At 57.1% G+C, this 18,167-nt stretch carries 29 protein-coding genes; all 29 read right to left on the bottom strand.

All coding sequences use genetic code 11. The features are described 5' to 3' along the window. Position 1: 1 nt before the first annotated feature. Positions 2-118 (bottom strand): 50S ribosomal protein L36, encoded by a 117-nt coding sequence (gene rpmJ, locus HB376_RS28890; RefSeq protein WP_004199844.1) that lies wholly within the window; start codon positions 116-118, stop codon positions 2-4. Between the two features lie 20 nt (positions 119-138). Further along, entirely contained in the window at positions 139-357 is a 219-nt protein-coding gene (gene infA, locus HB376_RS28885) for a translation initiation factor IF-1 (RefSeq protein WP_047845346.1), read from the bottom strand. An 8-nt stretch (positions 358-365) separates the two neighbouring features. Continuing rightward, positions 366-1,712 (bottom strand): preprotein translocase subunit SecY, encoded by a 1,347-nt coding sequence (gene secY / locus HB376_RS28880; RefSeq protein ID WP_213767109.1) that lies wholly within the window; start codon positions 1,710-1,712, stop codon positions 366-368. A gap of 44 nt (positions 1,713-1,756) precedes the next feature. Then, positions 1,757-2,191, bottom strand: coding sequence for a 50S ribosomal protein L15 (gene rplO / locus HB376_RS28875; RefSeq protein ID WP_213767108.1), 435 nt, complete (start codon positions 2,189-2,191; stop codon positions 1,757-1,759). A 29-nt stretch (positions 2,192-2,220) separates the two neighbouring features. Beyond that, positions 2,221-2,403 carry a 50S ribosomal protein L30 gene (rpmD, locus tag HB376_RS28870; protein ID WP_047845343.1) on the bottom strand — a complete coding sequence of 61 codons (183 nt, stop codon included), beginning with the start codon at positions 2,401-2,403 and terminating at the stop codon, positions 2,221-2,223. 14 nt (positions 2,404-2,417) lie between these two features. Next, complete coding sequence (gene rpsE, locus HB376_RS28865; RefSeq protein WP_031361566.1) at positions 2,418-2,936, bottom strand: 30S ribosomal protein S5; 519 nt, start codon at positions 2,934-2,936, stop codon at positions 2,418-2,420. Positions 2,937-2,950: 14 nt separating this feature from the next. Beyond that, positions 2,951-3,316, bottom strand: coding sequence for a 50S ribosomal protein L18 (gene rplR, locus HB376_RS28860; RefSeq protein WP_089162634.1), 366 nt, complete (start codon positions 3,314-3,316; stop codon positions 2,951-2,953). Positions 3,317-3,328: 12 nt separating this feature from the next. Next, positions 3,329-3,862, bottom strand: coding sequence for a 50S ribosomal protein L6 (rplF, locus tag HB376_RS28855; RefSeq protein ID WP_213767107.1), 534 nt, complete (start codon positions 3,860-3,862; stop codon positions 3,329-3,331). A 19-nt stretch (positions 3,863-3,881) separates the two neighbouring features. Further along, positions 3,882-4,277, bottom strand: a complete 396-nt coding sequence (rpsH, locus tag HB376_RS28850; protein ID WP_031361569.1) for a 30S ribosomal protein S8 — start codon at positions 4,275-4,277, stop codon at positions 3,882-3,884. 14 nt (positions 4,278-4,291) lie between these two features. Next, entirely contained in the window at positions 4,292-4,597 is a 306-nt protein-coding gene (gene rpsN, locus HB376_RS28845; RefSeq protein WP_031361570.1) for a 30S ribosomal protein S14, read from the bottom strand. A gap of 7 nt (positions 4,598-4,604) precedes the next feature. After that, a complete protein-coding gene (gene rplE, locus HB376_RS28840) occupies positions 4,605-5,144 on the bottom strand; it encodes a 50S ribosomal protein L5 (protein ID WP_031361571.1) in 540 nt (179 codons plus the stop codon). 13 nt (positions 5,145-5,157) lie between these two features. Then, entirely contained in the window at positions 5,158-5,466 is a 309-nt protein-coding gene (gene rplX / locus HB376_RS28835; protein ID WP_213767106.1) for a 50S ribosomal protein L24, read from the bottom strand. Positions 5,467-5,475: 9 nt separating this feature from the next. Continuing rightward, the gene (gene rplN, locus HB376_RS28830; protein ID WP_006052212.1) at positions 5,476-5,844 is read right to left on the bottom strand and encodes a 50S ribosomal protein L14; all 369 of its coding nucleotides are present in this window, start codon (positions 5,842-5,844) and stop codon (positions 5,476-5,478) included. Positions 5,845-6,133: 289 nt separating this feature from the next. Continuing rightward, the gene (gene rpsQ, locus HB376_RS28825; RefSeq protein ID WP_213767105.1) at positions 6,134-6,406 is read right to left on the bottom strand and encodes a 30S ribosomal protein S17; all 273 of its coding nucleotides are present in this window, start codon (positions 6,404-6,406) and stop codon (positions 6,134-6,136) included. Then, positions 6,403-6,597 carry a 50S ribosomal protein L29 gene (gene rpmC / locus HB376_RS28820; protein ID WP_031361575.1) on the bottom strand — a complete coding sequence of 65 codons (195 nt, stop codon included), beginning with the start codon at positions 6,595-6,597 and terminating at the stop codon, positions 6,403-6,405. The genes rpsQ and rpmC overlap by 4 nt, the downstream gene beginning before the upstream one ends. A 9-nt stretch (positions 6,598-6,606) precedes the next feature. Continuing rightward, a complete protein-coding gene (gene rplP, locus HB376_RS28815) occupies positions 6,607-7,023 on the bottom strand; it encodes a 50S ribosomal protein L16 (protein WP_031361576.1) in 417 nt (138 codons plus the stop codon). 2 nt (positions 7,024-7,025) lie between these two features. After that, positions 7,026-7,844 (bottom strand): 30S ribosomal protein S3, encoded by an 819-nt coding sequence (rpsC, locus tag HB376_RS28810; RefSeq protein ID WP_031361577.1) that lies wholly within the window; start codon positions 7,842-7,844, stop codon positions 7,026-7,028. Positions 7,845-7,855: 11 nt separating this feature from the next. Further along, positions 7,856-8,185 (bottom strand): 50S ribosomal protein L22, encoded by a 330-nt coding sequence (gene rplV, locus HB376_RS28805; RefSeq protein ID WP_031361578.1) that lies wholly within the window; start codon positions 8,183-8,185, stop codon positions 7,856-7,858. Positions 8,186-8,197: 12 nt separating this feature from the next. Further along, positions 8,198-8,473: a 30S ribosomal protein S19 gene (gene rpsS, locus HB376_RS28800; RefSeq protein WP_031361579.1), complete on the bottom strand. Its 276-nt coding sequence runs from the start codon at positions 8,471-8,473 to the stop codon at positions 8,198-8,200. A gap of 10 nt (positions 8,474-8,483) precedes the next feature. After that, positions 8,484-9,311: a 50S ribosomal protein L2 gene (gene rplB, locus HB376_RS28795; protein ID WP_213767104.1), complete on the bottom strand. Its 828-nt coding sequence runs from the start codon at positions 9,309-9,311 to the stop codon at positions 8,484-8,486. Positions 9,312-9,313: 2 nt separating this feature from the next. Then, complete coding sequence (gene rplW / locus HB376_RS28790) at positions 9,314-9,628, bottom strand: 50S ribosomal protein L23 (protein ID WP_031361581.1); 315 nt, start codon at positions 9,626-9,628, stop codon at positions 9,314-9,316. Next, on the bottom strand, positions 9,625-10,245 hold the full coding sequence (gene rplD / locus HB376_RS28785; protein ID WP_031361582.1) for a 50S ribosomal protein L4: 621 nt from the start codon (positions 10,243-10,245) through the stop codon (positions 9,625-9,627). Before rplD ends, rplW begins: the two co-directional genes overlap by 4 nt. Continuing rightward, entirely contained in the window at positions 10,245-10,904 is a 660-nt protein-coding gene (gene rplC, locus HB376_RS28780; protein WP_062091252.1) for a 50S ribosomal protein L3, read from the bottom strand. Before rplC ends, rplD begins: the two co-directional genes overlap by 1 nt. 199 nt (positions 10,905-11,103) lie before the next feature. Further along, a complete protein-coding gene (gene rpsJ / locus HB376_RS28775; RefSeq protein WP_031361584.1) occupies positions 11,104-11,415 on the bottom strand; it encodes a 30S ribosomal protein S10 in 312 nt (103 codons plus the stop codon). 136 nt (positions 11,416-11,551) lie between these two features. Further along, positions 11,552-12,742: an elongation factor Tu gene (gene tuf, locus HB376_RS28770; protein ID WP_031361585.1), complete on the bottom strand. Its 1,191-nt coding sequence runs from the start codon at positions 12,740-12,742 to the stop codon at positions 11,552-11,554. A gap of 52 nt (positions 12,743-12,794) precedes the next feature. Next, the gene (gene fusA / locus HB376_RS28765; protein WP_213767103.1) at positions 12,795-14,897 is read right to left on the bottom strand and encodes an elongation factor G; all 2,103 of its coding nucleotides are present in this window, start codon (positions 14,895-14,897) and stop codon (positions 12,795-12,797) included. Between the two features lie 135 nt (positions 14,898-15,032). Then, entirely contained in the window at positions 15,033-15,503 is a 471-nt protein-coding gene (gene rpsG, locus HB376_RS28760; RefSeq protein WP_031361587.1) for a 30S ribosomal protein S7, read from the bottom strand. A gap of 215 nt (positions 15,504-15,718) precedes the next feature. Next, the gene (rpsL, locus tag HB376_RS28755) at positions 15,719-16,096 is read right to left on the bottom strand and encodes a 30S ribosomal protein S12 (protein ID WP_158934176.1); all 378 of its coding nucleotides are present in this window, start codon (positions 16,094-16,096) and stop codon (positions 15,719-15,721) included. 203 nt (positions 16,097-16,299) lie between these two features. Continuing rightward, the gene (recQ, locus tag HB376_RS28750; protein WP_213767102.1) at positions 16,300-18,147 is read right to left on the bottom strand and encodes a DNA helicase RecQ; all 1,848 of its coding nucleotides are present in this window, start codon (positions 18,145-18,147) and stop codon (positions 16,300-16,302) included. Positions 18,148-18,167: the final 20 nt, after the last annotated feature.

Genomic DNA, 18,167 nt, shown 5'->3' with positions numbered 1-18,167 from the left:
TTCAGCCTTGACGCTGTTTGTGGCGCGGATCAGAGCTGCAAATCACGCGCACAACGCCCTTGCGCTTGATGATCTTGCAATTGCGGCAAATGCGCTTAACCGATGCCATCACTTTCATGATATTACCCTTTTTTCAAATCACTTCGCCCGGAACACGATCCGTGCACGAGACAGATCGTAAGGCGTCAATTCAACCGTTACCTTGTCGCCTGGAAGAATGCGGATGTAATGCATCCGCATCTTCCCGGATATGTGCCCAAGAACCACATGGCCATTTTCCAACCTAACCCGGAAAGTAGCATTGGGAAGGTTTTCAACCACCTCACCCTGCATCTGGATTACATCGTCTTTGGCCATAGTCCTTATTAGCGCATAGGGACGTTACTGCCTTTGAAGTTGGCCTTCTTGAGCAGCGATTCATACTGTTGCGACATAACGTAGGACTGCACCTGCGCCATGAAATCCATCGTGACCACGACAATGATCAGCAGCGACGTTCCACCGAAATAAAACGGTACGTTCCAACGCAGCACCAGAAATTCCGGCAGCAAGCAAACGAACACGATGTAGATCGCACCGGCCAGCGTCAAACGCGTGAGGATCCGATCAATATACCGAGCCGTCTGGTCACCAGGACGAATCCCGGGAACGAAGGCACCGCTTTTCTTCAGGTTGTCGGCCGTCTCTCTGCTGTTGAACACCAACGCGGTGTAGAAGAAGCAGAAGAAAACGATCGCCATTGCGTACAGCAACACATACACCGGTTGACCAGGCTTCAGAGCCTCAGCAACGCTATGCAGCGTGTTCGCAAACCAGCCGGTCCGCGTACCCGAACTAAACCAGTTCAGGATAGTTGCCGGGAACAGGATGATCGACGACGCGAAGATCGGCGGAATCACGCCCGACATATTCAACTTCAGCGGCAGATGCGACGACTGACCGCCATAAATCTTGTTTCCGACCTGACGCTTGGCGTAATTCACGAGGATCTTGCGCTGACCGCGTTCGATGAACACCACCACGAACGTGACCGCCGCAATCAGCACGACGACAATAATCGCCGAAATGATACTCATGGAGCCGGTGCGAACCAGTTCGAAGAGACCACCGATCGCGTTCGGGAAACCCGCCGCGATACCGCCGAAAATGATGATCGAGATGCCGTTACCCAGTCCGCGTTCCGTGATCTGCTCACCCAGCCACATCAGGAACATCGTGCCGGTCACCAGCGTCACGACTGTCGTCAACCGGAACACCATGCCTGGATCAATAACGAGCCCAGCCTGATTTTCCAGCGCCACCGCAATGCCGAATGCTTGAAACGTAGCCAGAACAACCGTGAAGTAACGCGTGTACTGCGTAATCTTCCGCTGCCCCGCCTGCCCTTCTTTCTTCAGCGCTTCCATTTGCGGCGAAACGATCGACAGCAGCTGCATGATGATCGACGCCGAGATGTACGGCATGATCCCAAGCGCGAAGATCGTGAACCTGGACAGTGCGCCACCCGAGAACATGTTGAACATGCCTAAGATGCCGCCTGACTGGCTCTGGAAAAGCTTCGCCAGCTGATCCGGGTCGATACCCGGCACCGGAATATGCGCACCGATACGGTAGACGATCAGCGCCAGCAGCAAGAACATTGCACGCCGACGCAGATCGCCGAACTTCGCAGCGCTTCGACCGGATTTTGCGAGACTCGGGCTATTAGCCAAGAACCTTCTCCGATGCTTTCGCTAACAACGACAACATGCGCTCGTTACTCAGCGAACGAGCCGCCGGCGGCTTCAATCGCAGCACGGGCACCCTTCGTAGCGATGAGGCCCTTGACCGTGATCTTGCGCGTCAGTTCGCCCGTCTTGATGATCCGTGCGCTCGTAATGAGCACACCGACCAGACCGGCTTGCTTCAAAGCCAGCAAATCGACTTCGTCGACCGGCAGCTTCTCGAGATCCGACAAACGCACTTCGCCCACGAACTCATGCGTCAGCGAGCTGAAACCGCGCTTCGGCAGACGACGTTGCAAAGGCATCTGACCGCCTTCGAAGCCGACTTTATGAAAGCCGCCCGAACGCGATTTCTGACCTTTGTGACCGCGACCTGCAGTCTTGCCCAGGCCGGAACCGATACCGCGGCCAACGCGACGCTTTGCGTGCTTCGCGCCTTCTGCCGGCTTAAGGTTATTCAAATCCATATTCAACTCCTTGATCCCTGGTCAGCCGCTTAGCTGAGGACTTTGACAAGGTACGAGACCTTGTTGATCATCCCGCGCACTGCCGGCGTGTCCTGCAGTTCGCTAACCGAGTTGAGTCGGCGCAGGCCCAGACCACGCACCGTTGCACGGTGCGTTTCACGGGTCCCAATCAGGCTCTTCACGAGCTGAACCTTGACAGTTTTATCAGACATGGTGACCACCTGGCTTAGCCCAAAATATCTTCGACGGACTTGCCGCGCTTCGCCGCGATATCACCCGGCGTGGACTGCTTGCGCAGACCGTCGAGCGTTGCACGAACGAGGTTGTACGGATTCGTCGAACCGTGGCTCTTCGCCACAACGTTTTGAACGCCCATCACGTCGAACACTGCGCGCATCGGGCCGCCGGCGATAACACCCGTACCATCTTTGGCCGGAGCCAGAAGAACTGCGGATGCGCCATGCTTACCATGCACTTCGTGTTGCAGCGTACCGTTCTTCAACGGTACCTTGAACATGTTGCGGCGTGCTTGTTCCATTGCCTTTTGAACAGCAACCGGAACTTCCTTCGCTTTGCCCTTGCCCATGCCGATGCGGCCATCGCCATCGCCAACCACGGTCAGTGCGGCAAAACCGAGAATCCGGCCGCCCTTCACCACCTTGGTCACGCGATTGACCGCGATCATCTTTTCACGGAGGCCGTCGTCGCGTTCTTCAGCCTTCACATTCGCTTGCATCTTTGCCATGACGAATTCTTCCCTTAGAACTTGAGTCCGGCTTCGCGTGCCGCATCAGCCAGCGCTTTCACGCGGCCGTGGTAACGGAAACCTGAACGGTCGAAGGCGACGGATTCGACGCCGGCTGCCTTGGCTTTTTCAGCAATACGCTTACCGACAGCGATCGCAGCATTGACGTTGCCGCCCTTACCCGACTTGTCGGCCAGTTCGGCACGCACTTCAGCTTCGAGCGTCGACGCGCTAGCCAGCACCTTGGTGCCGCACGGCGAGAACACTTGCGCATAGATATGCGTGTTCGTGCGATGCACAGCCAGACGTGCGACCTGCAGCTCAGCGATCTTGACGCGCGTCTGTTTAGCGCGGCGCAGGCGAGATTGAGTCTTATCCATGATTGCGCACCCTTACTTCTTCTTCGTTTCTTTGAGGAGTACGACTTCGCCGAAGTAGCGCACGCCCTTGCCCTTGTAGGGCTCCGGCGGACGGTAACCGCGAACTTCCGCAGCGACCTGGCCAACTTTCTGCTTGTCGATCCCCTTGATCACGATTTCGGTTTGCGTCGGGGTTTCAACTTTGACGCCTTCCGGCATCGAGTGCACCACGGGGTGCGAGAAACCCAGCGACAGATTCAGCTTGTCGCCCTGCGCCTGCGCGCGATAACCAACGCCAACCAGCGTCAGCTTGCGCTCGAAACCCTTCGTAACGCCATTCACCATGTTCGCCACGAGGGCGCGCATCGTGCCCGACATCGCATTCGCTTCACGGCTTTCATCAGCCGGTGCGAAGTTGAGCGTGCCGTTGTCGTTTGCTACCGTAACAAGCGGGTTGGCCGCTTGCGTAATCGTACCCAGCGGGCCCTTGACGGTGATTACTTCGCCGCTAAAGGCCACTTCCGCTCCTTGCGGCAGCGTAATCGGGCTTTTACCTACTCGAGACATGTTTCTTCTCCTTTTCGGCTTAAGCGACGTAGCAGAGGACTTCGCCGCCGACGCCGGTCTGGCGCGCCTTGCGGTCGGTCATCACACCCTGGGGCGTCGACACGATTGCAACGCCAAGACCGTTCATGACAACCGGAATGTCGTTACGACCGCGATACACACGCAGACCAGGCTTCGAAACGCGTTCAATGCGCTCAATAACCGGACGGCCAGCGTAGTACTTCAACGCGATATTCAATTCCGACTTCGCACCTTCAGACTTCACTGCGAAATCGTCGATATAACCTTCGTCCTTCAAAACCTGCGCAATCGCAACCTTGACTTTCGACGAGGGCATTGTCACCGATACTTTCTCAACCATCTGCGCATTGCGGATGCGAGTCAGCATATCGGCGATAGGATCACTCATACTCATTTAGATATCTCCTATTACCAGCTCGCCTTGGTCAGGCCAGGGATTTCGCCGCGGAAAGCGATTTCGCGAATCTTGCTGCGTGCCAATCCGAATTTGCGGAACGTGCCACGCGGACGACCCGTGATCGCGCAGCGGTTACGCTTGCGAGTGGGGTTCGAGTTGCGGGGCAGTTGTTGCAGTTCGAGACGAGCGGCATAACGCTCTTCGTCCGACTTGCTCGCGTCATCAATGACCGCCTTCAGCGCCGTACGCTTGGGAGCGTACTTTGCAGCCAGGCGAGCACGCTTCTTTTCACGTTCGATCAGTGCCAGTTTAGCCACGGTAACCTCAGTTTCTGAACGGGAACTTGAAGCTGGCGAGCAGTGCCTTTGCTTCATCGTCAGTCTTCGCGGTCGTCGTGATGCTGATATTCAGCCCACGAAGCGCGTCGATCTTGTCGTAATCGATCTCGGGGAAAATGATCTGCTCTTTCACACCGATGTTGTAGTTGCCGCGACCGTCGAACGCACGACCCGATACACCGCGGAAGTCACGAACCCGGGGGAGCGCAACCGTCACGAAACGATCGAGAAATTCGTACATGGCCTGGCCGCGCAGCGTAACCATCGCGCCGATCGGGTAGCCCTGACGAATCTTGAAGCCAGCGATAGCCTTGCGTGCCTTCGTGATAACCGGCTTTTGGCCAGCAATCTTCGTCAGGTCGCCAACGGCGTTTTCGATGATCTTCTTGTCGGCGACGGCTTCACCAAGACCCATATTCAGGGTGATCTTGGTAATGCGCGGCACTTCCATTACGGACTTGTAGCCGAACTTCTCAACGAGGCCGGGTACAACTTTTTCTTTATAAAACTCATGCAGACGTGCCATTTTTTACTCCGCGTCAGACGCTAAGCGTGGCACCGGTCGACTTCAAGAAGCGTACCTTCTTGTCGTTCTCGACCTTGATGCCCACACGTGACGCCTTGCCATTCGCGTCGACCAATGCGACGTTCGAAATATGCAGCGGCATCGTCTTGGCTTCCACGCCGCCCGTCGTACCCTTCATCGGGTTCGGCTTGACATGCTTCTTGACGAGGTTGATACCCTCGACCGTCACACGCTCTTCGCCAACGGACAGCACGACACCGCGCTTGCCTTTATCTTTGCCAGCGGTAACGATAACTTCGTCACCTTTGCGAATCTTATTCATCGCGACTCCTTACAGCACTTCCGGCGCGAGCGAAACGATCTTCATAAATCGTTCACTACGCAATTCACGCGTAACCGGTCCGAAAATACGCGTACCGATAGGCTCGAGCTTGGCATTCAAAAGTACGGCGGCATTACCGTCGAACTTGATCAGCGAGCCGTCCTGGCGGCGCACGCCCTTGGCCGTACGAACGACCACAGCGTTGTAGATTTCGCCCTTCTTCACGCGTCCGCGCGGCGTTGCTTCCTTGACGGTCACCTTGATGATGTCGCCAATGCTAGCGTAACGACGCTTCGAGCCGCCGAGCACCTTGATGCACATCACTTCACGTGCACCTGTGTTGTCGGCAACTTCAAGCCGAGTTTCGGTCTGAATCATGGTTTATCTTTCCCAACTTAATCCAGTTACGCCACCATGGCTTAACCGGTCAGTCTTGGTCCCGTCAGCCTGGTGGCTGCTTGGGTTAGAACAGGCAGCGAGGGCAGACGAAACCCGCCATCGCAATCCGGTGAATCTGTCAGCACAAGCTTGGCGCCTGCACTGGCTTCCCCCACCAACTTCGCCCGCGATGGGGCTCCCACAAAGAGGGAAGACCGAAATTATAACTCATAATTTCGGTCTGGCAAGCGAAAGTTACTGCGATACTTCTTTTACCGCTTTTTAACGCTTAGATTACGCGAGCCGTCTCAAGCAACTTCGACACAACCCAGGCTTTCGTCTTCGAAATCGGACGGGTTTCCTGGATCTCGACGAGATCGCCTTCGTTGTACGTGTTCGCGTCGTCGTGAGCGTGGTACTTCTTCGACCGTACGACGTACTTGCCGTAGATCGGATGCTTTACGCGATGCTCAACCAGCACGGTGACCGTCTTTTCCATCTTGTTGCTGACGACCTTGCCGACCAGCGTCCGCTTGAGCGAGGTTTTTACGCTATCGTTCATTTCTGGTTCGCCTTCTCAGTCAGGACGGTCCGCACACGAGCGATGTCGCGACGAACCTTCTTCAATTGACTGTTGTTGGTCAATTGCTGGGTCGCGAGTTGCATGCGCAGGCCGAATTGCGCCTTCAGCAGGTCCGTCAGCTCTTGATTGAGCCCAGCCTGGTCTTTCTGGTGAAGTTCGGAAGCCTTCATCATTGCTCCTTAGGCGCCGAGCTGGCGTGAAACGAAGTACGTCTTCAGCGGCAGCTTAGCTGCAGCCAGACGGAACGCTTCACGTGCCAACTCTTCAGTAACACCGTCCATTTCATACAACATCTTGCCCGGTTGAATCTCTGCGACGTAGTACTCAGGGTTACCTTTACCGTTACCCATCCGTACTTCAGCCGGCTTTTGCGAGATCGGCTTGTCCGGGAAAATGCGGATCCAGATACGGCCGCCACGTTTAATGTGACGCGTCATTGCACGACGCGCCGCTTCGATTTGGCGCGCGGTCAAACGGCCGCGACCGATAGCTTTCAGACCATATTCACCGAACGACACTGCGTTGCCGCGCGTCGCCTTGCCAGTGTTACGACCCTTTTGCTCTTTGCGATACTTTCTGCGTTTCGGTTGCAGCATCGTTATTCTCCAGTCTTCCCGTCGCCGCCGGCACCGCCAGCACGACGGGGAGCGCCTGCACCACGGCGCGCACCTGCGTTTGCCGGACCACCACCTTCACCATCACGACGCGGACGGCGATCGCCACCCGGACGTGCGTTGCGGCGCGGACGCTTGTCTTCGGCTACTTCTTCGACTACCGGTGCATCATTGCGGCCCAGCGTGTCGCCCTTGTAGACCCACACTTTGACGCCGATGATGCCGTAGGTCGTCTTCGCTTCCGACGTTGCGTAGTCGATATCAGCACGCAGCGTGTGAAGCGGAACGCGACCTTCGCGATACCACTCCGTACGAGCGATTTCAATACCGTTCAACCGGCCCGCGCTCATGATCTTGATGCCTTGGGCACCCAGACGCATGGCGTTTTGCATCGCACGCTTCATCGCGCGGCGGAACATGATCCGGCGCTCGAGTTGCTGCGTGATCGAGTCGGCGATCAGTTGCGCATCGGTTTCCGGCTTACGGATTTCTTCGATGTTGACGTGGACCGGAACGCCCATGCGGCGTTGCAGTTCCGTCTTCAACAGTTCGATATCCTCGCCCTTCTTGCCGATCACTACACCCGGACGCGAGCTGTAAATCGTGATGCGTGCATTCTTCGCCGGACGCTCGATGACAACCCGACCTACCGAAGCGTTTTTCAGCTTCTTCTTCAGGTATTCACGAACGCCGATGTCTTCCTGCAGCATCGATGCGAAATTGGTGTTGTTCGCGTACCAACGCGACGCCCAATTTCGGCTGACAGCCAGACGGAAGCCTGTCGGATGAATTTTTTGTCCCATCGTATGGCTCCTTAATTCCCGACTGTCACAGTGATGTGACAGGATTGCTTCTCGATACGGTTACCACGGCCTTTTGCGCGCGCGGTGAATCGCTTCAGGGAAGCTGCCTTGTCGACCATGATGCTCGTTACTTTGAGCTCGTCGATGTCGGCGCCTTCGTTGTGTTCCGCATTCGCGATCGCTGACAGCACGACCTTCTTGACAATACCCGCCGCCTTCTTCGGCGAGAACGTAAGAACGTTCAACGCCTTGTCGACCGGCAAACCACGGATCTGGTCAGCCACAAGGCGCGTTTTCTGCGCCGAGATGCGGGCACCGCGATGAATAGCTTTTACTTCCATCTTGATAGCCCCTTATTTCTTGGCCTTCTTGTCGGCTGCATGACCCTTGAACGTACGGGTCAATGCGAACTCGCCAAGTTTGTGGCCGACCATGTTTTCCGAAACATAAACCGGGACGTGTTGACGGCCGTTATGTACGGCGATCGTCAGACCGATGAAGTCCGGCAGGATCGTCGAACGACGCGACCAGGTCTTGATCGGCTTCTTGTCACGCGCAGCTGCGGCAGCCTCAACTTTCTTCAGCAAATGAGCGTCGCAGAACGGACCTTTTTTAACAGAACGTGCCATTGCTTACTCCTTAGCGCTTGTGACGGCGCTGAACGATCATCGTCGTCGTGCGCTTGTTGCTGCGTGTACGATAACCCTTAGCCGGGGTTCCCCACGGGCTGACCGGATCGCGACCTGCTGCCGTCTTACCTTCACCACCACCGTGCGGGTGATCGACCGGGTTCATTGCAACGCCACGCACCGTCGGGCGGATACCGCGCCAGCGGTTAGCACCAGCCTTACCGATTTGACGGAGGCTATGCTCTTCGTTGCCAACTTCACCAATCGTCGCGCGGCACTCAACGTGCACACGGCGAATTTCACCCGAACGCAGGCGAACCTGAGCGTACGTGCCTTCACGAGCCAGCAGCATCGCGGATGTACCAGCCGAACGCGCCATTTGCGCGCCCTTGCCCGGCAACATCTCGACGCAGTGAATCGTCGTACCGACCGGAATGTTGCGGATCGGCAAGGTGTTACCCGAGCGGATCGGCGCTTCCGAACCAGACATCAACGATTGACCCACCGTCGCACCCTTCGGAGCAATGATGTACGTGCGCTCGCCGTCTGCGTACAGAACCAGCGCGATGTTCGCGCTACGGTTCGGATCGTACTCAAGACGTTCGATCTTTGCCGGAATGCCGTCCTTGATGCGACGGAAATCGACGATACGATACTGTTGCTTATGACCACCACCCTTGTGACGGACGGTGATACGACCGGAGTTATTCCGGCCGGCAGTCACGGACTGTGAGTCGAGCAGCGCTGCGTGCGGCTTGCCCTTGTACAGATCCTTGTTGACCACCTTGACCATCGCGCGGCGACCCGGCGAAGTCGGCTTAACTTTTACGATTGCCATGATTACTTGGCCTCCGCTTCAAAGTTGATTTCCTGGCCGGGCTTCAGGCAGACATACGCCTTCTTCACGTCCTTGCGCTTGCCCATGAAGCGGCCAAAGCGCTTGGCTTTACCCTTCGTGACCAGCACGTTGACGGAATTGACTTCTACCTTGAACAGCAGCTCGACAGCAGCCTTGACTTCCTGCTTCGTGGCATCGGGCGCGACTTCGAACACAACTTGTTCGTTCTTGTCGGCCACCAGCGTCGCCTTTTCGGAGATCACCGGCGCGAGCAGGACCTGCATCAAACGATGATCGTTCTTGCGAATCTCGCTCATGACAGCAACTCCTCGATCTGGGCGACCGCAGCCTTCGTAATCACGATCTTCTTGAAGTAGATCAACGAGAGCGGGTCGGCGTAACGCGGCTCGACAACGGCCACGTGGGCCAGATTGCGCGACGCGAGGTACAGGTTTTCGTCGACCGTGTCAGTAATGACCAGGACGGACTCGAGACCCATTGCCTTGAATTTTTCGGCCAACAGCTTGGTTTTCGGCGCTTCAAGGGTCATCTCATCGACAACCACGATGCGACCTTCACGGGCCAGCTGCGAATAGATCGAGCAGAGACCTGCGCGATGCATCTTCTTGTTGACCTTGTGCGAAAAGTTTTCTTCCGGCGAATTCGGGAAGATACGGCCACCGCCGCGCCACAACGGGCTCGACGACATACCGGCACGAGCGCGGCCCGTGCCCTTTTGACGCCACGGCTTCTTGGTCGTGTGCTTGACTTGCTCACGATCCTTCTGCGCGCGATTACCGCTACGTGCGTTGGCTTGATAGGCCGTGACGACCTGATGGATCAGGGCTTCGTTGTAATCGCGACCGAACACGACGTCCGATGCGTTCACACCCGTGCCTTCCTGACCATTGGCGCTCAGGAGCTTAAGTTCCATTATTTCGCTCCTTTCACAGCGCGTGCCTTGACAGCCGGCGTCACGAAGACCTTGCCGCCCTTAGCGCCAGGAACAGCGCCACGGACCAGCAACAGATGACGGTCAGTGTCGATACGAGCGATCACGAGGTTTTGCACCGTAACCGTTTCGTCGCCCATGTGACCCGTCATGCGCTTACCCGGGAAAACACGACCCGGATCTTGCGCCATACCGATCGAACCAGGGACGTTGTGCGAACGCGAGTTACCGTGCGATGCGCGACCCGAAGCGAAGTTGTGACGCTTGATGGTACCGGCGTAGCCCTTACCGATCGACACGCCTTGCACGTCGACTTTCTGGCCTACTTCGAAGATGTCCGTACCGATAACGGTACCGTTCGACAACTCGGCAGCCTTAGCGGAATCGATCTGGAATTCTTTGAGAACTTCACCAGCTTGTACGCCGGCTTTGGCAAGGTGACCTGCCAGCGGCTTCGTCACGCGCGATGCGCGGCGAGTGCCGAATGCAACTTGAACGGCGATGTAACCATCCGTTTCTACAGACTTGATCTGCGTCACTCGGTTGTCCGACACGTCCAATACGGTGACGGGAATCGAATCCCCTTCAGGCGTAAAGATACGGGTCATGCCAACCTTGCGACCTACGAGTCCAAGGCTCATCGTTTTCTCCATTCCCAACTGCGATTGGTCGGGGCTGATTTACAAAATGCCGGTCGCTCAGGTGAACAACTTCACGAGAATCGCACCGACTTTTTTGCGCAAATGCGCGAAAAGCCTTGGAGTATAACAAGGCTTTTCGTTTTCCGCAAGCAATCAAAGACTTAGCGCCACTCCTCGCGAGAGCGGCGCCGGGTGAAACTTATTGCAACTTGATTTCCACATCGACGCCAGCCGGCAAGTCGAGCTTCATCAACGCGTCAACGGTCTTGTCCGTCGGATCGACGATGTCCATCAGGCGCTGGTGGGTGCGGATTTCGAGCTGATCGCGCGACGTCTTGTTGACGTGCGGCGAACGCAGAATGTCAAAACGTTGGATACGGGTCGGCAGCGGCACCGGACCACGTACGATTGCGCCAGTCCGCTTAGCCGTATCGACAATTTCAGCCGCCGATTGATCGATCAGACGATAGTCGAAAGCCTTCAGGCGAATGCGGATTTTCTGGTTTGCCATGACAATTCCTTGAAAGAACGAGACGGTGTTGCACCGTCGATTTGGTAAAAGAGCAAGGAGCCGAGCACGCGTAAGGCACGTGCGCCCGGCTCCGGGCACGACTACAAACTACAGCTTTTGAAGCAAGCTCAGGATTTTACGCGAGAACCTTGGCAACGACACCAGCGCCGACGGTACGACCGCCTTCACGGATAGCGAAGCGCAGACCTTCTTCCATCGCGATCGGAGCGATCAGCTTCACCGTGATCGACACGTTGTCGCCCGGCATGACCATTTCCTTGTCCTTCGGCAACTCGATCGAACCCGTTACGTCCGTGGTACGGAAGTAGAACTGCGGACGATAGTTGTTGAAGAACGGTGTGTGACGACCGCCTTCGTCCTTGCTCAACACATACACTTCAGCCGTGAAGTGCGTGTGCGGCGTGATCGAACCCGGCTTGGCCAACACCTGGCCACGTTCCACGTCTTCACGCTTCGTGCCGCGCAACAGAATACCCACGTTGTCGCCCGCTTGACCTTGGTCCAGGAGCTTCCGGAACATTTCCACGCCCGTGCACGTCGTCTTCACCGTCGGCTTGATGCCGATGATTTCGATTTCTTCGCCGACCTTAACCACACCGCGCTCGATACGGCCCGTCACCACCGTGCCGCGACCCGAGATCGAGAACACGTCTTCCACCGGCATCAGGAACGAACCGTCGATGGCGCGCTCCGGCGTCGGGATGTACGTGTCCAGTGCGTCGGCCAGGTTCATGATCGCCACTTCGCCCAGCTCGCCCGTGTCGCCTTCCAGCGCCAGTTTGGCCGAACCCTTGATGATCGGCGTCTCGTCGCCCGGGAAGTCATACTTCACCAGAAGCTCACGCACTTCCATTTCAACGAGTTCCAGCAACTCGGCGTCGTCCACCATGTCGCACTTGTTCAGGAACACGATGATGTACGGCACGCCAACCTGGCGAGCCAACAGAATGTGCTCACGCGTTTGCGGCATCGGGCCGTCTGCAGCCGAACACACCAGGATTGCGCCGTCCATCTGCGCTGCACCCGTAATCATGTTCTTCACATAGTCGGCGTGTCCCGGGCAGTCAACGTGCGCGTAGTGACGCGCTGCCGTTTCGTACTCGACGTGTGCCGTGTTGATCGTAATACCACGTGCCTTTTCTTCCGGCGCTGCATCGATCTGGTCATACGCCTTCGCTTCGCCGCCAAACTTCTTCGACAACACCGTCGCGATTGCTGCCGTCAGCGTGGTCTTGCCATGGTCGACGTGACCAATCGTGCCTACGTTGACGTGCGGCTTGGTCCGTTCGAATTTACCTTTTGCCATGATTACCTTCTTTCAAATTTGTTGATCGGTTAAAGACTTCTGGCTTACCGAATTACTTGGATTTCGCGTTGATGATCGCTTCTGCCACGTTTCGCGGAGCTTCAGAATAGTGCTTGAATTCCATCGTGTACGTAGCGCGACCTTGCGTCGCCGAACGCAGCGACGTTGAATACCCGAACATTTCCGACAGCGGGACTTCAGCGCGCACGATCTTGCCGCCGCCAACCATGTCTTCCATACCCTGGACGATACCGCGACGGCTCGACAAGTCGCCCATCACGTTGCCCATGTAGTCTTCCGGCGTTTCGACTTCCACAGCCATCATCGGTTCGAGAATGACCGGGCTTGCCTTGCGCATTGCGTCCTTGAACGCCATCGAACCGGCCATGCGGAACGCATTTTCGTTCGAGTCAACGTCGTGGTACGAACCGAACGTCAGGTGAACCTTGACGTCCACCACCGGGAAGCCTGCCAGCACGCCAGCCTTCAGCGTTTCAATAATGCCCTTGTCCACAGCCGGGATGTACTCGCGCGGAATCACGCCGCCCTTGATCTCGTCCAGGAACTCGTAGCCTTTGCCCTGTTCATTCGGCTCAAGCGTAATGACAACGTGGCCGTACTGACCGCGTCCGCCCGACTGCTTGACGAACTTGCCGTCAACGTCTTCAGCCTTGCCGCGGATCGTTTCGCGATACGCAACTTGCGGCTTGCCAACGGTTGCTTCAACGCCGAATTCGCGCCGCATGCGGTCAACCAAAATTTCCAGGTGCAGCTCGCCCATACCCGAAATGATGGTCTGGCCCGACTCTTCGTCGGTTTGAACGCGGAACGACGGATCTTCCTGAGCCAGACGATTGAGCGCAAGGCCCATCTTTTCCTGGTCAGGCTTCGTCTTAGGTTCCACAGCCTGCGAAATCACGGGCTCCGGGAAAATCATGCGTTCCAGGACGATGGGATGCAGCGGATCGCACAGCGTGTCGCCGGTGGTCACGTCTTTCAAACCAACCGCGGCAGCGATGTCACCTGCGTGCACTTCCTTGATTTCTTCGCGCTGGTTTGCGTGCATCAGCAGAATACGGCCAAGACGTTCCTTCTTGTCCTTGGTCGCGTTCAGCAGCGTGTCGCCCGACTTGGTCGTACCCGAATACACGCGGAAGAAGATCAACTGGCCGACAAACGGGTCGGTCATGATCTTGAACGCGAGTGCCGAGAACTTCTCGTCGTCAGCTGCACGACGCTCTTCACGCGCGCCGTCTTCCAGTTCGCCCAGAACCGGCGGAATGTCGATAGGCGAGGGCAAGAAGTCGAGCACGGCGTCCAGCATCCGTTGCACGCCCTTGTTCTTGAACGCGGTGCCGCACAACATTGGCTGGATTTCACAAGCGATCGTACGGTCGCGAAGACCCTTCACGATTTCCTCTTCGGACAGCGCGCCCGTTTCGAGGTACTTGTTCATCATTTCTTCGTTGGCTTCGGCAGCAGCTTCGACCATCTTTTCACGCCACTCGTTGCACGTATCCAGCAATGCAGCCGGGATTTCTTCGTACTCGAACTTGATGCCCTGGGACGCTTCATCCCAAATAATCGCCTTCATCTTGATCAGGTCGACCACGCCCGTGAACGTGTCTTCTGCGCCGATTGGCACCACGACGGGTACCGGGTTCGCCTTCAGACGCAGCTTGAGCTGATCATAGACCTTGAAGAAGTTCGCGCCGGTACGGTCCATCTTGTTAATGAACGCGAGACGGGGAACCTTGTACTTGTTGGCCTGACGCCATACGGTTTCCGACTGGGGCTGAACGCCGCCCACAGCGCAATAAACCATGCACGCACCGTCGAGCACACGCATGGAACGTTCAACTTCAATGGTGAAGTCGACGTGTCCCGGGGTGTCGATGATGTTGATGCGGTGCTCGGGGCGGTCGCCAGCCATGCCTTTCCAGAAGGCCGTCGTTGCTGCCGACGTAATGGTGATGCCGCGCTCCTGCTCCTGCTCCATCCAGTCCATCGTTGCTGCGCCGTCATGAACTTCACCGATTTTGTGGTTCACGCCCGTGTAAAACAGGATGCGCTCGGTCGTCGTCGTTTTGCCGGCGTCGATGTGAGCGCTAATACCGATATTTCGGTAGCGCTCGATAGGTGTCTTGCGAGCCACTTTGAATCCTTAATTGGGTCGACGCGACCGGCACATGCCGGTCGCGCCTTAACACAAACGGGCGAGGCGCTTTGTAAGCGCACCCGCCCGGAGGTTTTTCCGTTCGTCCCAGGTCGGGAGGCCTAAAAAGCAGCCTTAGAAGCGGAAGTGCGAGAACGCCTTATTGGCTTCTGCCATCCGGTGAACTTCGTCGCGCTTCTTCATCGCGCCGCCGCGGCCTTCCGCGGCTTCCGAAAGCTCACCTGCGAGACGCAGGGCCATCGACTTCTCGCTGCGCTTCTTCGCAGCTTCGCGCAACCAACGCATCGCCAATGCCATACGACGCGACGGACGCACTTCCACTGGAACTTGATAGTTCGCACCACCAACGCGACGGCTCTTCACTTCCACCACCGGCTTCACGTTGTTGAGCGCACCCGTGAACACCTCCAGCGGGTCCTTGCCACCCTTGGTCTGGATCTGTTCAAAAGCACCATAAACGATACGCTCGGCAACCGACTTCTTGCCCGACAGCATGATCACGTTCATGAACTTGGCTACATCTACGTTGCCGAATTTCGGATCCGGCAAAATGTCCCGTTTGGGGACTTCGCGACGACGCGGCATGTTTCTTCCTTTGATTTTCAGTTGGAGCCGCGCTTTTTTTCGCACGAGCCCCGCGGTCACCAACAAACCCGATCCATCTAAACGCGCTTTTGAGTGCGCACTGTCCTGACTAACCAGCTTGGCCGGGTGACCACTTACTCGACAGCACCGGCACTTCCGGTACCACCGCTTGAACGCCCGTTAAGGGCAACCTGTACGACCTACCAACCAAATATTTACTTGGCCTTGGCGCGCTTCGCACCGTACTTCGAGCGAGCTTGCTTACGATCCTTGACGCCCTGGGTATCCAGCGAGCCGCGAACCATGTGATAACGCACACCCGGCAAGTCTTTCACCCGTCCGCCGCGAATCAGCACGACCGAGTGTTCCTGCAGGTTGTGGCCTTCACCACCGATGTACGAAATAACTTCGAAACCGTTCGTCAGACGAACCTTTGCAACTTTACGAAGTGCCGAGTTCGGCTTCTTCGGCGTCGTCGTGTACACGCGAGTGCACACTCCACGACGCTGGGGGCAGTCCTGCAAGGCCGGCGACTTGCTCTTCACTACTTCCGAAGCGCGGCCTTTGCGAACCAATTGATTGATGGTTGGCATTGTCTATTCCTAAATTGATCAAAATCGACGCCCCCGTTTCGGGCAAAGCAAAACGGATTGCGCATCGAGCATTCCGATTCTTGTTCGTGCGTGCGAGGAAAACCCTCTTAGCAGATCCAAGAACGAGAACCTAGCATCATAATCTGAAATTCCTAATGCGGTCAACAGCTTGGGTACCTATCCAGGCAGATGAACAGCAAAAATTAGTTGGCGCCGACCACCTCGAGCAATTCGCTGCCGAAACGTTCGAGTTTGCGCGCGCCAATGCCCGGAATCTGGCCGAGATCCTCAATAGAATCCGGCTCATTACGCGCGATCTCCGCGAGCGTGGCGTCGTGGAAAATGACGTACGCTGGCACGCCGTCGCTTTTCGCCATACTTGCGCGCCACGCGCGCAGCCTTTCCCAGCGTGCTTTGATACGCGGCGACATGCCTGCCGTCGGATCGGCGCGTTCGCCTGTTCGGCTAGATGACTGCCGGCTCCGCGTCGGCTTGACGTACTTTCGAAGCGTTACGTTCTGCTCGCCTTTGAGCACCGCCTTGCTTGCCTCGGTGAGAATCAGTGCGCCGAAACCGTCGTGGTCGACGGCCAGATAGCCGAACGCAACCAATTGACGAAACACCGCGCGCCATTCCTGCTCTGACAGCGCCGCGCCGAGTCCAAACGTGGATAGTTTTTCATGACCACGTTGAAGCAACTTCTCAGACCGGCTGCCGCGCAAGATATCGATCAGATGGCCAGCGCCGAAATGGAAACCACTGGCCTTATACGCCCGGTACACGCACGAAAGCGCCATCTGCGCCTCACGCGTGGCGTCCCACGATTCAGGCGGCTCGAGGCAGGTATCGCAATTGCCGCAGGGCTGACTCGCCTCGCCAAAGTAGCCAAGTAAACGCACCCGCCTGCATGAAGCCGCTTCGCAAAGCCCAAGCAGCGCGTCGAGCTTGCCTCCCTGCACGCGCTTGTGGGTATCGTCCGCGTCCGATTCGTCGATCATCTTGCGCTGCTGCACCACGTCGCCGAGGCCGTACGCCATCCACGCGTTCGCCGGCATGCCGTCACGGCCCGCGCGCCCGGTCTCCTGGTAATAGCCTTCCACGCTCTTGGGTAAATCCAGATGCGCGACAAAGCGCACGTCCGGCTTGTCGATACCCATGCCGAAAGCAATCGTCGCGCACATCACGATGCCCTCTTCGCGTTTGAACATTTCCTGGTGGCGCTGACGCGTTTCGTACTCCATGCCGGCGTGATACGGCAGCGCGCGCACGCCTTGACTCTTGAGCCAGTCGGCGGTTTCCTCCACCTTGCGGCGCGACAGACAATAAATCACGCCAGCGTCGGTGGTTTTGTCAGGGTTCGTATGCTCGGCGCGAATGAAATCGAGCAATTGGGCCCGCGCGTTATCCTTTTCGACGATCCGATACCGGATGTTCGGCCGGTCAAAGCTGGAGACGAAAATACGCGCGTTATCGAGCGCGAGGCGATGCACGATTTCATCGCGCGTAATGGCGTCGGCGGTAGCCGTCAACGCGATCCGGGGAACCGACGGAAACCGCTCATGCAGCACCGACAACTGGATGTATTCAGGGCGGAAATCGTGCCCCCATTGCGACACGCAATGCGCTTCGTCAATGGCAAACAAGCCAATGCGCACGCTCTCGATCAACTCGAGGAAACGGGGTGTCATCAGGCGTTCCGGCGCGACATACAGCAGGTCGATTTCCCCGTTACGCAATGCGCGCTCGGTTGCAGCCGCTTCGGCGCCCGTGAGCGTCGAATTCAGGCATGCAGCACGCACGCCGACTTCGCTCAATGCAGCGACCTGATCCTGCATCAAGGCAATCAGCGGCGAGACGACAATGCCCGCACCGAAACCCGCTTCACGCCTCAATAAGGCAGGAATCTGATAACACAACGACTTCCCGCCGCCGGTTGGCATCAGCACAAGCGAGTCTCCGCCGGCAGCCACATGATCAACGATTTCGCCCTGCTGCCCCCGGAAAACGGGGTAGCCAAATACTTCCTTGAGAATTTCGAGCGAACGGGACATGGGGAAGACGGAGTGCGCCA

The sequence above is a fragment of the Caballeronia sp. dw_19 genome (genome assembly GCF_018449515.1).
Taxonomy (GTDB): domain Bacteria; phylum Pseudomonadota; class Gammaproteobacteria; order Burkholderiales; family Burkholderiaceae; genus Caballeronia.
This window is presented reverse-complemented; position numbering and strand designations above follow the sequence as displayed.